Here is a 14743-nt window from a genome sequence, read left to right as displayed (position 1 = left end):
GATAATTTAAGGGGTGGAAAACATGACAAGCTAAATCCGTTTAAGACATTTCGCAATAGGAAATACGGGAAATGGAAAGACGAAGGGCAAAGCAGGAAGTGAAGGATGCAGCTTCACCGATACAACCAACTCATTATCAGAGTATTGCAAGATTATACCGAGAATCGCGTATTTGGAACCAACAATGCGCTCGTTCGAAAAGAAGTGTGTAGTTTCAACTATAGTTTGTTGCCGCTTTTCAACGCAAACGAATGATGAAGACCATGGGAGGTTTTGGGCTAAAAGCCCACAAACCATCCACAACAGGAAAAACACCAAACTACAAGGAGACACAAATAGCTTCCTACAACGCACTGATAAAGCCCATCCCAGAAAAAACAAAAAGCAAACAATAATGTGCGAATTATTCTCAACGATAGGTCCGTAACACCCAGCGCAGAAAGACAATCAGAGGGCAAAAAAGCGCTAAACGCAAAAGGTGCGCGAAGCATTGCTCCGCGCACCTCTTGTATGTTGAGTCAATTGTGATTTACTTCACCTTGTCAACGATGGCCTTGAAAGCCTCGGGGTTGTTGACGGCGAGGTCAGCGAGGACCTTACGGTTGATCTCGATACCGGCCTTGTGAAGAGCACCCATGAGCTGGCTGTAGCTCATATCCTGCAAACGAGCGGCAGCGTTGATACGCTGGATCCACAGGGCGCGGAAGTTGCGCTTCTTATTGCGGCGGTCACGGTAAGCGTAGGTCAAACCCTTCTCCCATGTATTCTTGGCAACCGTCCAAACATTCTTACGAGCACCGAAGTAACCCTTCGTGAGCTTCAGGATACGTGTTCTCTTTGCTTTAGAAGCTACGTGATTTACTGATCTTGGCATAATTTTTCTTCTTTAAACGTTCGACTAAAAAGTGAAATGAATGATTAACGCAGATTGAGCAGATCACGCACCTGCTTCATGTTGTCGCGCACGACCACTGTCGAGTGCACAAGGTTTCTCTTCTGCTTCTTTGTCTTCTTAGTCAGAATGTGACTGTGGTAAGCGTGATTACGCTTGATCTTACCGGTAGCTGTGAAAGAAAATCTCTTCTTTGCGCCGGAATTAGTCTTTACTTTTGGCATTTTTTGTTGTTGTTAAAATGATTATAATAAAAGGTGGCAACGCATATACCTGGCGGTACCACTCAGTTTTTTACTCTTGTTCGCCGCTGTTCTCAACCAACTTCTTCAAGGCGTCGCCTCCTTTGGCGTTGGCGAGCAGTCCGTTTTTCTCAGCCTGCTCAGCAGCCTTTTGAGCGTTTTCCTCTTTGGCAGCAGCCTCTGCGGCCAGACGATCGCGCTTCTGCTGGCTCTGCTTAGCCACACCTGCCTTCTTAGGAGCCAAGAAGAGGAACATCTTCTTACCCTCCAAACGGGGCAACTGCTCAACCTTGGCATACTCTTCCAGGTCGTTGGCAAAGCGAAGCAAAAGCACCTCACCCTGCTCCTTGAAAAGGATGGAGCGTCCGCGGAAGAACACATAGGCGCGCACCTTGTTGCCCTCCTCCAAGAACTCCTGGGCGTGCTTCAACTTGAACTGGTAGTCGTGAGCGTCGGTCTGGGGTCCGAAACGAATCTCCTTGACCTCAACCTTGACCTGCTTCTGCTTCATTTCCTTCTGACGCTTCTTCTGCTGATAGAGGAACTTGCTATAGTCGATGATACGACAAACAGGAGGTTGCGCATTGGGAGAGATCTCCACCAGGTCAACACCCTGCTGGCGAGCCATATCCAAAGCTTGACGAGTAGGCATCACTTCTGAGCCATTGTCGCTAACCACACGAACTTCCCGCACATGGATCTGACCATTGACGCGGTACTGATTCTTCATCTTGTTGTTGTTGTCTTTCATTCAACTATTTTAAGTTCTGTATCGAAGTGGGCGTACTTTCCCCAATTCAGCGTGCAAAATTACGAAAAACTATCGATACTTCCAAAGAATTCCTCAACAATTTTTCAAACCTCAATCGGTCATTTGATTTTGTCAGGAACTAAGCACACACCAATATTGTTCCTGCTCCGGTCTAATGAGCGATTGGGAGTAAAGCAATAAGGTGGAAGTCACGCATTTACATGCGTTTCTTCCACCTTGTCCATTACATGAACCTATGGTGCCACTCCACCCTACCGTCCCGCCGCCCACATGGCAACGATACGTTGCGTTCAAGCCAAACAAAGGGCTCCGGGTTGGTTGGGGGCTATGCACCCACGGTATTAAATGTTCTTCAGTTGCTCGGCCACTTCGTCCTTGATGCGCTGTGCGAAGTCTTCCATCTTCATGGTAGCCTGCTCGCCACCGCCCTGAACGCGCATAGACACGAGTCCGTCGGCAGCCTCCTTCTCGCCCACGACGAGCATGTAAGGCACACGCTTCAGCTCATTGTCGCGAATCTTACGGCCAATCTTCTCGTTGCGGTCGTCGATGTAAGCGCGCACATCCTGATTGTCGAAATAAGCCTTCACCTTCTGAGCGTAGTCGTTGTATTTCTCCGAGATAGGCAGGATGGCCACCTGGTCGGGCGTGAGCCACAAGGGGAAATGACCAGCGGTGTGCTCAATGAGCACAGCCGTGAAACGCTCGAGCGAACCGAACGGTGCGCGGTGAATCATAACCGGAGTCTTCTTGGAGTTGTCCTCTGCGGTATACTCCAAGTGGAAACGCTGCGGCAGGTTGTAGTCCACCTGGATGGTACCCAACTGCCAACGGCGGCCAATGGCGTCCTTCACCATGAAGTCGAGCTTAGGACCATAGAAAGCGGCCTCACCTTCCACTTCGCGAGCCTGGAGACCTTTCTCCTTACAAGCCTCACGAATGGCGTTCTGGCTCTCTTCCCAAATTTCGTCAGAACCGATGTATTTCTCTGTGTCCTTAGGATCACGCAATGAGATTTGAGCCTCATAGTTGTCGAAACCGAAGGTAGCGAAGACCTTCTGGATGATGTCGATAACCGACTCGAACTCGGCCTTCACCTGGTCGCTGCGCACGAAGATGTGCGCGTCGTCCTGTGTGAACGTACGCACGCGGGTCAGTCCGTGCAGCTCACCGCTCTTCTCATAACGGAACACCGTACCAAACTCAGCGATGCGCAAGGGAAGATCCTTGTAAGAACGGGGCTTGCGAGAATACACCTCACAGTGGTGAGGGCAGTTCATCGGCTTCAACATGTAGATCTCGTCCTCCTCGGGAGTCTCAATGGGCTGGAAGGCATCCTTACCATAGTGGGCCCAGTGGCCACTGGTGATATAAAGATTCTTAGAGCCGATACCTGGGGTGATGACCTCCTGGTAGTTGTAAGGCTTCAGCACGCGGCGCAGCAAATCCTGCAAGCGGAGGCGCAGCTCGGTGCCCTTGGGAAGCCAAATGGGAAGACCCTTACCCACGCGGTCGGAGAACATGAAGAGCTCCATCTCCTTACCAATCTTACGATGGTCGCGCTTCTTGGCCTCCTCAAGCATCTGCAGATACTCGTCGAGCATCTTCTTCTTCGGGAAGGAGATACCATAGATACGGGTCATCTGCTCGCGCTTTGCGTCGCCACGCCAGAAAGCACCGGCTACGCTGGTAATCTTAATGGCCTTGATATTGCCTGTCGACAACAAGTGCGGACCACGGCAAAGGTCTGTGAAAGCACCTTGGGTGTATGTGGTAATGGTTCCGTCCTCCAAGTCGAGCGAGATATGCTCCACCTTGTACTGCTGACCGGCGGCCTCAAACTCCTTGATGGCATCGGCCTTCGCCACTTCGCGGCGAACGACGGGCTCGTTCTTCTTGGCCAACTCTTTCATCTTGGCCTCAATCTTCGGGAAGTCGTTCTCGGAGATAACCTGTCCCTCGGCGGGCATCACATCGTAGAAGAAACCATTCTCCACGGCCGGTCCGAATCCGAACTGTATGCCGGGATAAAGTTCCTGCAAAGCCTCGGCCAACAAGTGGGCGGAGGTGTGCCAGAATGTGTGCTTGCCCTCTTCGTCATCAAACTTAAACAGTTGGATGGCGCTGTCCTCATTGATGGGACGGTTCAACTCGGTTGTCTCACCATTGATCCCACAACATACAACGTCACGGGCGAGAGCCGGTGAGATGCTCTCAGCGATTTGAAGTCCGGTTACGCCCTGCTCGTACTCACGCACAGAACCATCCGGGAATGTGATTTTAACCATGATACAAATTAGTTTTATTTAAATCACCGCAAAAGTAATACATATTTTTTGAATGCAATAACAAAAAGCGGTTTATTTTCAACAGATTGGAAGAACTTTGCCATAAAAGAACAATGGGGCACCCAAAACGCTGCGAACCCAACGACGGGAAAGGCTAACGGCTTGGATGCGCCCTCAACATAGCCATACAGAGGTCTCGCAATAGCCTCGCTACATCATCACAACCGGAGCCTTCTCATTGTTGTTCCACGCTTGTCCCTACGCGCTCCCCGCATTGAACGACGCAACCGCTCATAGCCATTCTCACACAGAAAGAGAATGGCTATCATAATAGATAAGGATGGCTGACAGAACCAACAGGGATGGCCGAATAGGCAAAGGGGAATGGCGCCTGGAATGGGATGGCGCTATTTCTTGCGCGAAAGTTGCTTGCTAATGGCGTAAGCGTTGTAAAGGCCCAACTCACCAGCTTTGCTGAAGTCGTGCAATCCATCAGTTGTTTTTCCAGAATAGCAACGCGCCAAGCCACGGTTGAGATAAGCCTCGGCGAAGTTAGGGTCGATCTCGATGGCGCGCGAATAGTCGTCGATGGCACGCGAATAGTTCTTGGCGGCGGCGTAGAGGTTGCCTCTATTATAGAAAAGGTAGGCGTTCTTCGGTGCCACCTTAATGGCTTCGGCGATATCGCCCTCCACTTGTGCCGACTTCATGCTGACATTCTGTCCACGCGAAGCATCGTAACTATTGAGCATGGCCTGACAAACGGCACGCTCCCAACGGCCGATGGCCGACAGGGTGTCGATCGAGAGGTAATCGTCGAGATCGGCAATGGCGTCGGCATAGTTCTGCGCCTCGGCATAGGCCACGGCACGCTGCAAGAGCAGGGCGGCGCGCGCCATGCGGTCGGTTTCCTCGTTGATGCCCTCAGTCAGGGCGTCGATGAGTTGGAATATCTGGCGCGACTGGGTGTCGGTGAGTTTCTCTCGGTTCTGGTTACAGGTCACATAAAGCTTGCGCAAGGGGGCCTGCGTGTTGTTGAACCGATCCACGGCGGCGTCGTAAGCCTGGTAATCACGCACGCCATTGGCATAGGTGAAATACGACAACTGGAACATGGGCAAGAAGGCGACCTCCACGTCGCGGTTCTGCACAGCACCACGGTAGTCGCTGTTGTACTCGTGTTCCACACGCGGCTTGTCCTCCACGACGATGTCGTTATACTTGCTCAAGTCGAGTTCCGAGCGCTTACGCACCGCCTTCAACTTCGAACGGCTCCAGCGCTGCTGCACACCCACGTGCTTGTCCATCTGCGCCTTGAAGACACGAAACTCGTCGAGCTCGGCCTTTGCCGTCATGCCCAACTTACGATAGGCTCGGGCACGCTGCGTCAGACCAGCCCAGAAATTGGGGAACTGCTCGATGATGGCGGTATAGTCGCGGATGGCGGCACGTAGGTTGCCCACCTTGTCGTTGAGCAAAGCGCGGTTATAGATGGCCAAGAAATTCTGCGGCTCCATCTTAACAACAAAGTCGAAATCCTCTATGGCACGGTTATCGTCGCCCAGTTGCACACGCAACAAACCTCGGTTATAATGGGCCAGGAAGTTGTTAGGGGCAAGGTCGATGGCCAAGTCGTAATCGGCCATGGCTCCCCTGAGGTTGTTCACCTTGAGGCGCGCCAAAGCACGGTTCACATAGTTGCTCGCCACCTTGGGTCGCAAATGTATGACTTGGCTGAGACATGAGTCGGCCACCAACCACTGCTGTCGGTTCAATGCGATGAACGAACGTGTGGCCCAAGCGTCGGCATTGTAAGGCTCTTGCTGCAAACTGCGGCTTAGCCATAGGTCGGCTGTGGTGGTATCCTTGCGCTCCAAATAGATCTCAGCCTTCAACGAATAGGCCGTGGCCGTCTTCGACCAACGCGAGATGATGGTGTCGGCGTCGAGAAGCGCCTGGTCGTAGTCTTTGGCGTTCAAACGGCAAATGGCACGGTTGAGCCAAAAACTCGACACATTGGGATTGAGCTTGATGGCACGGCCATAGTCGGAGATGGCATCCGTGTACTTCTCCTGACGTATGCGCGATATGGCGCGCAGGTCGAAGATCTGCTCAATATAGGGATTGAGGGAGATGGCTTTGGAGGCGTCTTGCTCGGCGCCCACAAAGTCCTCCAAATAAAACTTGGCCGTGGCACGGTCGTACCAAGGCAACCAAAGGTATGGCTTGAGCGCCAACACCTTATTAAAATACTGTATGGAGAGCACGTAGTCCTCATAGTGCAACGCCACCTCACCACTGGTAATCAGGCGATCCACATTATATTGTGCCTTGGCCTTGCCGCAAAAAAGCAAAGCCAAGAGCATGGGGACGAGCACGCGCTTCATAACAGTCGAATTCTGATGTTAGGCCAAACGACCATTAGCGGCGAGGCGCCTTCACACGATAAGGGCAACGGAACTTGCCTTGTGCGATGCCACGCAACTTGCTGTTGATCATCTGCTTGCGGAAGGCAGACACCCGATCGACGTACATAACGCCCTCCAGGTGGTCGAACTCGTGTTGCATAACACGTGCCAGATAGCCCTCCACCCACTCGTCGTGCGGATTGAGGTCCTCGTCGAGGTAGGTCACATGGATGCGCGTGGGGCGCGTTACGCTCTCGTGGATACCAGGGATGGAGAGGCAGCCCTCGTCCAACGTCTCCTTCTTCGACTTATCATCGTACTCCACGATGTGTGCATTGATGTAGGCGTGGCGGAAGCCAGCATACTCCGGGAAGTCGTCCTTCAGCACGTCGAGGTCGATAACGACCACACGCAAGGCCTTGCCCACCTGTGGTGCGGCCAAGCCCACGCCTTCCGCTGCGTCGAGGGTTTCGTACATGTCGGCGATGAACGTCTTCAAGGTGGGGTCGTCCACGGCCACTTCTTGGGCAACCTTTCTCAGAACAGGCTGACCGTATGTATAAATAGGTAATATCATCTCTTCTTGGAGTTCATGTAATCCTGAAGTATAATCGTTGCCGATATTTCATCGACAAGACCTTTGTTCTCGCGTCTCTCCTTCTTTCTCACGCCACCGTCGATCATGGCTCGATGGGCAAGCACGGAGGTGAAACGCTCATCATAATACTCGATGGGGATGGAAGGTCGCGCCTTTCGCCAACGGTTGACGAAGTTCTCCACCCTTGCCAAGTTTTCCGACGGCTGGCCATTGGGTTGCATAGGCTTGCCGACAACGATTCGCTCGACCTCCTCTTTTTGCACATATTGGCTGAGAAAGTCGAACAAATCCTTGGTCTCCACCGTCGTCAGTCCATTGGCAATAATCTGCAAGGGGTCGGTCACAGCCAACCCCGTGCGCTTCTTGCCATAATCAATGGAGAGAATTCGCGGCATGAATATCAATTGATGAGCTTCATTGCGTCAAGGCAATCGCTCCGCTTCTTACTTCTTGAAAAGCAACCAAGCGTCGCTCTTGGGGTTATACTGGCTGCCACGGATGGCGTCGCGGCTCTGCACAGCGCTGGCCTTATCGGCATAGGTCGAGGCAACAACGCGATACATATTGATGCTTGAGTTGTAAGCGATCTGTGCATCGTAACCGCCCTGCTTGAGCGTGTTCTGCATGCCCTCGGCGTTGGTCTTCAGCGAGAATGAGCCTACAACGACGCTATATGCCTTCAAGCCAGGACCGCTGACGACGGTAACGTCCTCTGTGCGCACGGTGGCATTGTCAACATTGGTAACTGTGGTCTGGTCGGCCGACTTCTCCACGAGCGGAGTAACAACAGGAGCCGTCTCCTGAGCAGGAGCCTGGTTACGGTTCTGCTCTTCCTGAGCCTGAGCCTTCTCCCACACTTTCTTGTAGGCTCTCTCCTGTGATTTACAACCCGTGAAGGCAAAGGCCACGCAGAAGGCCGCGCCCAAAACCATGTATTTCTTCATACTTTTATAATATTATAAATGTTAGTAATATCGCTTTTTAAGCTTTTGCTTCTTTAATTTGCGAAATTACAAAATAATCCACATACGTGCGCCGCAACGCCACATAAAGTTTGTTAAATCAGGAAAATAGGGCTTATTTAACAAAAAATAGCCTTTTTCAGCCTTGATTTTAAGGCGGAATGCTTATATTTGCAATTATAAAATGCGAACTATTCGCTAACGATAACTATTTACCATTAAACGATACGCTTATGAAGACAATCGGTTACATCGGTGCTTTCCTGGGTGGCGCCATCGCAGGCGCAGCCTTAGGCTTGCTCCTGGCACCTGAGAAGGGTGCTGACACTCGCACAAAGATTTCTGACGCTGTGGACGACTTCTGCAAGAAGCACGACATCAAGCTCAACCGCAAACAGACGGAAGACTTGGTCGACGACATCAAGGATGCTGTAGACAACACAGCCGAATAACCTCAAGTCCATCCTCGGATGCGCCAGACTACCCTCTCGGCGCACCCGCAGGAATGGCAAAACACATCATCATCCACGTTTTCCCACAACTAATTATGTTTTCAAACGACAAGAACATAGAGACCATCGGTCAACTGGTGGAAACCCTGAAACACTACGCCACGCTCCAAAGCGAGTATATCAAGCTCGACGTAGTGGAGAAGACGGTGCGCCTGCTGACGGTCATCACCATGACGGTCATTATTTCGCTGCTCGTCATTCTCATGCTCATCTACCTCAGTTTTGCCGCCGCCAGTGCGTTGGCGCCATGGGTGGGCGAAGCCGTTGGGTTCCTCATTGTTGCCGGAGCCTATTTCCTGCTGCTCTTGTTGTTTATCATCTTCAGAAAGCAATGGATCGAAAAACCACTCGTTAAGTTTCTCGCCTCCATCCTTCTTAGTTAACCGTCAACTCGTTTCCAACGCTCATCAACCATGACACCAACGTCTTACACCACCATCGAGGAAATACAACTGCGCAAGGCTATGTTGCAGACTGAAATCCAAAAAGACAGCAACAAGTTGAGCAACGAGTGGCGCTCGCTCTTCAAGAAGCCAGAGGCGCTCGATCGCAAAGCGTCGCCCACCAAGCGCTTCAACAGCCTGTTGAGCACCGGAGCCGGTCTCTTCGACGCCATGATCTTGGGCTGGAAGCTCTATCGCAAGTTCAAAAAGTAGGTTTTATCCGTTGTTCCACGCTATCATAGGCGATGCCTCACTTCATCACAAGCATTGCCCCGCCTGTCATTGGAACCACCCAAGCCTATCCACAAGTTGCCCCTCGTCTCACACCAGCCAACGCCACAGCTTACGAATGACGACGCCTCGTCTCACACCAGCCAACGCCATAGCTTACGAATGACGACGCCTTGTCTCACATGAGACTACACAATAACAGCAAAAGCCTCCACGTTCCTGCCCTTCCCGGCAAGCCATCTTCCCTTATCAGACCGTACTTTTCAACCCTAATCGGCCAATCCATCCCCCCACACGTAAACCCCCAACTCGCGCTTTGCAAAGCCATAGCTCACGTTTTGTAAAGCTACAACTCATAATTGATAAAGCCACGACTCGGGTTTTACAAACCCACAGCTCGCGTTTAGCAAAAACACGACTCATGTTTTACCCTCCAACCCCTCAAAAGACTGCGGTTTCGCATTTTACATCACACGCAATCCCAAATCAACTTTTCAACCCCAAGCGCCAACAAGGCAGAAGGTCATCAGCCCTTAACCTTTCATTAGTGCCACCACACACATCCAACCAGTCCAATTTCGTGGCCACACATCGCCAAACCTGCCACGGGGCCACCCACCTCTACACATGTAGCCCAACCTTGCCAAACGAACCTTAAACACAGCCATAACGGTCCTTACAAGGCTAAGCGCCATCCAGCGTCAAAGCCGCTCAGATTGCAACAAAAAACGCAACCGCATTTGGCACAAAGTCTATTTTTGTCACAAAAAGAAAAAAGAAAGAAGAAGGCGTGAAACGCTAACACTTTGATAAGTTTTCTTATTAAAAACTATTAAGTGGAAAATCTTATTTGTTAACGTATGTTATTTATAAGAAATTTATGCGCTATATATTTGCAAGTTCAAATAAAAGTCGTAACTTTGCATCGTGTTTTTCATAGTATTAGATTTAAGGTTAACAAGGTTGGAGTACAGCGGTACTCCTTTTTTTGTGTCCTTTCAAAAACAAGCCCCTTCTTTTTAGTGTTTTCAAAAAGCCTTCAGGCTTCACCAAAACACGCCCATCCTCATCGCGCAACCCATTAGTTACCAACCCACTACAATACACATTTCTATAAAATATCATAGCTATCGATGGTTGTTCAAACAGGTTTCGAACAAGCATTTCCGAGACCTTAACCCCTTACCGGCCATTAAAACGAAACAGGAAAATCGTTAGAAACAAATACCAACAAGAACCAAAAACGAACGGCCGACTGGGGCTAAACCTCTATGATTTCGCCGTCGTAGGCAAACCACATGCCCTTGGGCAAGCGAGCATTAGCCTCATCATGCAGTCCTATTCCGTGGCCCATGTGAGTAAAATAGGTGCGTTCAGCCCCCACCCTTTGCGCAAATGCCATGGCCTCCTCCACCGTCATGTGGCTATGATGCCATTTTTCCCACCGCAGGGCATTGACCACCAATGTCTTTACGCCTCGCAAACGTTCGAACTCCTCATCCTCTATGGTCTTCATATCGGTAATGTAAGCGAAATCGCCGAACCGATAACCCAAGATGGGCAACTTGTCGTGCATCACGCCAAAGGGTTCCACCTCCACGTCGCCAATGACCAATCGTTGGTGGCAACGTATGGTGTGAAGGTTGAATTTCGGCACACCGGGATAAAGATGTTGCACAAAACAATATGGAAAATTATGCATCACGGTCTTCACCGCGATATCGTTGCCATAGATATCGATGTCGCCAAACTTGCAGAAAGGTCGCAAATCGTCGAGTCCACCCACATGGTCGTAATGGCCATGGGTGAGCAGCAGGCCATCGATACGCCTAAAGGGCAATGGCATGAGTTGCATTCGGATGTCAGGACCACAATCGATAAGGATGCGAGTATGCTTGGTTTCCAACATCGCAGCGGCGCGATACCGCTTGTCGTGCGGGTCCGTGCTCTTACACACCTCACAGTCGCATCCATTCACCGGAACACCCGTGGAGGTTCCTGTGCCCAGGAAAGTCAGCCGCCGCATGCTCATATCACATTCACCTCCGGGTGCAGCTCCAGCCCGAACCGTTCTCTCACCGATGCCTGAACGGCGTGCATCAGCGCCACCACATCCTCGCCTTTCGCTCCGCCTCGGTTCACAAGCACCAAGGCTTGCTTGTCGTGCACACCAGCGCGGCCCAGGCTCTTGCCCTTCCAGCCGCATTGGTCGATCATCCATCCGGCAGGAATCTTGTATCGTCCCTCACCCATCTCAAAATAGCGCAGATCAGAATGTTCAGCTTTCAGGCGCTCAAACGTAGCCTCGTCTACGACAGGGTTCATAAAGAAAGAGCCTGCGTTGCCCATCACCTCCGGGTCGGGGAGCTTGGCGCGACGGATATCGACAATTACCTGACGCAGCTGATGGGCCGTCAGCGTCGCCGCATCGATGCCACAACGCTCCAATTCGGCACGTATGTTGCCATAGTCAAGGTCGGGCGTAAAAGTCTTCGAGAGACGGTAACTCACCGTCAGGATAACATACTTGTCTTTCCATTCGTGCTTGAATCGGCTCTGTCGATAGCTATAATTGCAATCTTCCGCCTTGATGACGACATGCTTTCCTGTGGCCAGCTCCACGGCTTCCACATCCACGAGGATGTCCTTTGCCTCAGCGCCATAGGCTCCAATGTTCTGCACCGCCGACGCTCCGCATTCGCCAGGAATGAGGCTCAGGTTCTCCATGCCATACCATCCCTGCTCCACAGCGTAAGCCACCACATCGTCGAACGTGGTTCCAGCCCAGCAGCGAATAACCACATCATCTGCACTTTCACGTTCCACCTTCACGTCAAACCGCTTCTCGGGTGTGATGACGATGCCTGGGAAATCGCGCGTCAGAAGCAGGTTGCTACCACCGCCCACCAGCAAGTAAGGCATCGAACGCAACTTGTCGTCGAGCGCCACCTGCGTAGCGTCGGCCACATTTTGATAAACCCACAACTCGGCACATTTCTGGTCGATGCCAAAGGTGTTGCGACTGAGCAACGAAATGTCTGTAAATGTCTGCATACTTAGCTGTTGAATTTCACCAATTTCCACTTGCCCTTCACCTTACGGAAAACCAACTCGATCTCCAAACCATTGGCAATGCCACGAATCAGGAATATCTTTCGGGTCGTCTCGGTGTAATGCTGTCCGTAGATAATGTTGTATATGATGCCGCGCGGAATAAGTGTCGGCTTAAAGTCGGGCCACTGCTCGGGCATGATAACGCCTGAGATCTGCGAGAAATCGTCCTCCGGGTCGGGAGCCGTAAACTCCACCTCGTCGGCCATGCTCTTCACCTGGAAAGCTGAATCGACCGCAAAATGATGGTAGAACCTCAGGAACGAGGCGTTCTTGTTCTGATAAAGGGGCTTGTAATTCATCGACGTCAGCATCCATTCGCCCTGTAAACGGTCGAACACAAACTGCTGAACGGTCTTCCTTTTAAAGAAGATCTTCTCCACGACAACATGTCCGACAGTGGTGTCTTTCATCAAATACTTCTGCTTGTTGTTGTCGAACACAATCGTGTAATAGCCTTGATGCATGAAGAAGTGCTCCATCTTCCATTGCTCCTTGTCCACATGCTTGGTCAGCTTCCCGTTATGGTAGACGGGCAGCGGGAACTGGATGCGCCTCATCTGCAACTTGCGGTTGGCCGCAAAATTGAACACAAAGTCGTCGAAAAGCTCGTCGGCGGCCTTGGGAACAGGGGTCTCGGCTATCAAAGTCTCTGTGGAATCGAGGCTCGAAGTGTCGTTAACCAGCGTGTCGGACGCCGCTGAGTCGGCCGATGCTGCTTTCCGGTCGGTGCACCCATAGGGCACGGCCATCATCAGCAAGAGCAAAAAGAAAACAGCAAATACAATTCCTTTTCTCATAACATCATTCATAAACCGAGGCAAAATTACACATATTTTTTTTAATAGAACCGCATTTTCAAATAAAAGTTAGTAACTTTGCAAATCGAATAAAGTTAATCAAAAAGATGATGTTAACAGACAAGATAGACGAACTTCTCAAAGAAGTGTCAGCCCTCTCAGCCAAAAACGCTGAGGATGTGGAGCAACTCAGATTGAAATATCTCAGTAAGAAAGGCGAAATCAACGCCATCATTGCCGATTTCCGCAATGTGGCCAAAGAGGAAAAGCGCGAGCTGGGCATCAAGATCAACGAACTGAAAAAGGCAGCCACCGACAAGATCAACGCGCTCCGCGAGCAGGTGGAGACCACCGAGACGGCATCTGAGGGCCTCGACCTCACACGCACTGCCTACCCCGTCGGCCTTGGCACTCGCCATCCGCTGACACTTGTCCGTAACGAGATCATCGACATCTTCCAGCGTATGGGCTTCACGCTCTACAATGGTCCTGAGGTCGACGACGACAAGCACGTGTTCACCATGCTCAACTTTGCTGCCGATCACCCAGCACGCGACATGCAGGACACGTTCTTCATCTCCCAGAACCCCAACGACGTAACCAAGAATGTGCTGCTTCGCTCACACACCTCGGGCGACGAAGCCCACTATATGGAGACCCACGAGCCGCCTATCCGTGTGCTCTGCCCTGGACGCGTTTACCGCAATGAGGCCATCTCAGCGCGCGCCCACTGCTTCTTCCACCAGGTGGAGGGTCTGTATGTCGACAAGGGCGTAAGCTTCACCGACCTGAAGCAGGTGCTCCTCACCTTCGCTCGCGAGATGTTTGGCGCCGACACGAAGATTCGCCTTCGCCCCAGCTTCTTCCCGTTCACCGAGCCCAGTGCCGAGATGGACATCTCTTGCTCTATCTGCGGAGGAAAGGGCTGCAACTTCTGTAAGCACACCGGATGGGTGGAGATTTTGGGTTGCGGCATGGTCGACCCACACGACTTGGCAGCCTGCAACATCGACCCCGAGGTTTACACGGGCTATGCCTTCGGTATGGGCGTAGAGCGCATCGCCAACCTGAAGTATGGTGTCAACGACCTCCGTCTCTTCTCAGAGAACGACACCCGTTTCCTCGAGGAGTTCCAAAGCGCATACTAATAGGGCTTAACCCGCAGGTTGAAACCTCCCTATATAATAAAGGAGAAAATCATTCCATTCAATACTAAAACGCCAAGAAGGCGCAGCGGTAACGTTGCGCCTTCTTGGCGTTTTAGGCAAATACACATTTATCACCAATCGGCCCATTAGGCCGAAACAAGAAGATTGTTAGAATACTTCCGGCTCTTTTCAACGCTTACCGGCATTTCTTTCGGTCTCATGCTTCCATTCGCGTTTCCGCCATAGTCAGCCTGCTCGAAACAAGCACGAACAAGAACTACAGTAACCATCCGAAATATGCCGACTTGTTAATTGCAAAAAAACTCGCAAGTGTTT

General features: G+C 51.4%; 16 protein-coding genes. 5 read left to right on the top strand and 11 right to left on the bottom strand.

Going from position 1 to position 14743, the window contains the following annotated elements:
- Window positions 1–251: 251 nt before the first annotated feature.
- The gene (locus tag WKK33_RS10740; RefSeq protein WP_337677910.1) at window positions 252–395 is read left to right on the top strand and encodes a hypothetical protein; all 144 of its coding nucleotides are present in this window, start codon (window positions 252–254) and stop codon (window positions 393–395) included.
- A 134-nt stretch (window positions 396–529) separates the two neighbouring features.
- Here the strand turns inward: WKK33_RS10740 and rplT are convergent, their stop codons facing one another.
- From rplT to WKK33_RS10700, 8 genes are all read right to left on the bottom strand, one after another.
- On the bottom strand, window positions 530–874 hold the full coding sequence (rplT, locus tag WKK33_RS10735; RefSeq protein ID WP_215759940.1) for a 50S ribosomal protein L20: 345 nt from the start codon (window positions 872–874) through the stop codon (window positions 530–532).
- 44 nt (window positions 875–918) lie between these two features.
- The gene (rpmI, locus tag WKK33_RS10730) at window positions 919–1116 is read right to left on the bottom strand and encodes a 50S ribosomal protein L35 (protein ID WP_215759941.1); all 198 of its coding nucleotides are present in this window, start codon (window positions 1114–1116) and stop codon (window positions 919–921) included.
- Window positions 1117–1186: 70 nt separating this feature from the next.
- Window positions 1187–1885 carry a translation initiation factor IF-3 gene (infC, locus tag WKK33_RS10725; RefSeq protein ID WP_337568528.1) on the bottom strand — a complete coding sequence of 233 codons (699 nt, stop codon included), beginning with the start codon at window positions 1883–1885 and terminating at the stop codon, window positions 1187–1189.
- 362 nt (window positions 1886–2247) lie between these two features.
- Entirely contained in the window at window positions 2248–4194 is a 1947-nt protein-coding gene (gene thrS, locus WKK33_RS10720) for a threonine--tRNA ligase (RefSeq protein ID WP_337933813.1), read from the bottom strand.
- 407 nt (window positions 4195–4601) lie between these two features.
- Complete coding sequence (locus WKK33_RS10715) at window positions 4602–6581, bottom strand: tetratricopeptide repeat protein (protein ID WP_337933812.1); 1980 nt, start codon at window positions 6579–6581, stop codon at window positions 4602–4604.
- Window positions 6582–6615: 34 nt separating this feature from the next.
- Window positions 6616–7179 carry a peptide deformylase gene (def, locus tag WKK33_RS10710; RefSeq protein ID WP_337468802.1) on the bottom strand — a complete coding sequence of 188 codons (564 nt, stop codon included), beginning with the start codon at window positions 7177–7179 and terminating at the stop codon, window positions 6616–6618.
- Window positions 7176–7595 (bottom strand): Holliday junction resolvase RuvX, encoded by a 420-nt coding sequence (ruvX, locus tag WKK33_RS10705; protein WP_215759946.1) that lies wholly within the window; start codon window positions 7593–7595, stop codon window positions 7176–7178. The genes def and ruvX overlap by 4 nt, the downstream gene beginning before the upstream one ends.
- A 48-nt stretch (window positions 7596–7643) precedes the next feature.
- Window positions 7644–8144, bottom strand: a complete 501-nt coding sequence (locus tag WKK33_RS10700) for an SPOR domain-containing protein (protein WP_337933810.1) — start codon at window positions 8142–8144, stop codon at window positions 7644–7646.
- A gap of 251 nt (window positions 8145–8395) precedes the next feature.
- Here WKK33_RS10700 and WKK33_RS10695 point away from each other — a divergent pair, with 251 nt between their 5' ends.
- The 3 genes from WKK33_RS10695 (at window position 8396) to WKK33_RS10685 (ending at window position 9330) form a co-directional block, all read left to right on the top strand.
- A complete protein-coding gene (locus WKK33_RS10695; RefSeq protein ID WP_215759948.1) occupies window positions 8396–8614 on the top strand; it encodes a YtxH domain-containing protein in 219 nt (72 codons plus the stop codon).
- A 95-nt stretch (window positions 8615–8709) separates the two neighbouring features.
- Window positions 8710–9057, top strand: coding sequence for a phage holin family protein (locus tag WKK33_RS10690; protein ID WP_337636709.1), 348 nt, complete (start codon window positions 8710–8712; stop codon window positions 9055–9057).
- A gap of 30 nt (window positions 9058–9087) precedes the next feature.
- Window positions 9088–9330, top strand: coding sequence for a hypothetical protein (locus tag WKK33_RS10685; protein ID WP_309438103.1), 243 nt, complete (start codon window positions 9088–9090; stop codon window positions 9328–9330).
- Window positions 9331–10609: 1279 nt separating this feature from the next.
- Here WKK33_RS10685 and WKK33_RS10680 read toward each other — a convergent pair.
- Genes WKK33_RS10680 through WKK33_RS10670 form a run of 3 tightly spaced genes read right to left on the bottom strand, consistent with a single transcriptional unit; the run spans window position 10610 to window position 13259 of the window.
- A complete protein-coding gene (locus tag WKK33_RS10680; RefSeq protein WP_337568521.1) occupies window positions 10610–11374 on the bottom strand; it encodes an MBL fold metallo-hydrolase in 765 nt (254 codons plus the stop codon).
- A 2-nt stretch (window positions 11375–11376) separates the two neighbouring features.
- A complete protein-coding gene (gene murB, locus WKK33_RS10675) occupies window positions 11377–12402 on the bottom strand; it encodes a UDP-N-acetylmuramate dehydrogenase (protein WP_215759952.1) in 1026 nt (341 codons plus the stop codon).
- A 2-nt stretch (window positions 12403–12404) separates the two neighbouring features.
- Complete coding sequence (locus WKK33_RS10670) at window positions 12405–13259, bottom strand: DUF4348 domain-containing protein (RefSeq protein WP_287767734.1); 855 nt, start codon at window positions 13257–13259, stop codon at window positions 12405–12407.
- A gap of 110 nt (window positions 13260–13369) precedes the next feature.
- Between WKK33_RS10670 and pheS the strand changes: the two genes are divergently transcribed.
- Window positions 13370–14407: a phenylalanine--tRNA ligase subunit alpha gene (pheS, locus tag WKK33_RS10665; RefSeq protein ID WP_337933814.1), complete on the top strand. Its 1038-nt coding sequence runs from the start codon at window positions 13370–13372 to the stop codon at window positions 14405–14407.
- Window positions 14408–14743: the final 336 nt, after the last annotated feature.

This window comes from Hallella sp., from assembly GCF_037460745.1.
Taxonomy (GTDB): Bacteria; Bacteroidota; Bacteroidia; order Bacteroidales; family Bacteroidaceae; genus Prevotella; species Prevotella faecis.
Note: the sequence above shows the minus strand (reverse complement) of the source record. Positions and strands in the feature narration are given on the sequence as shown.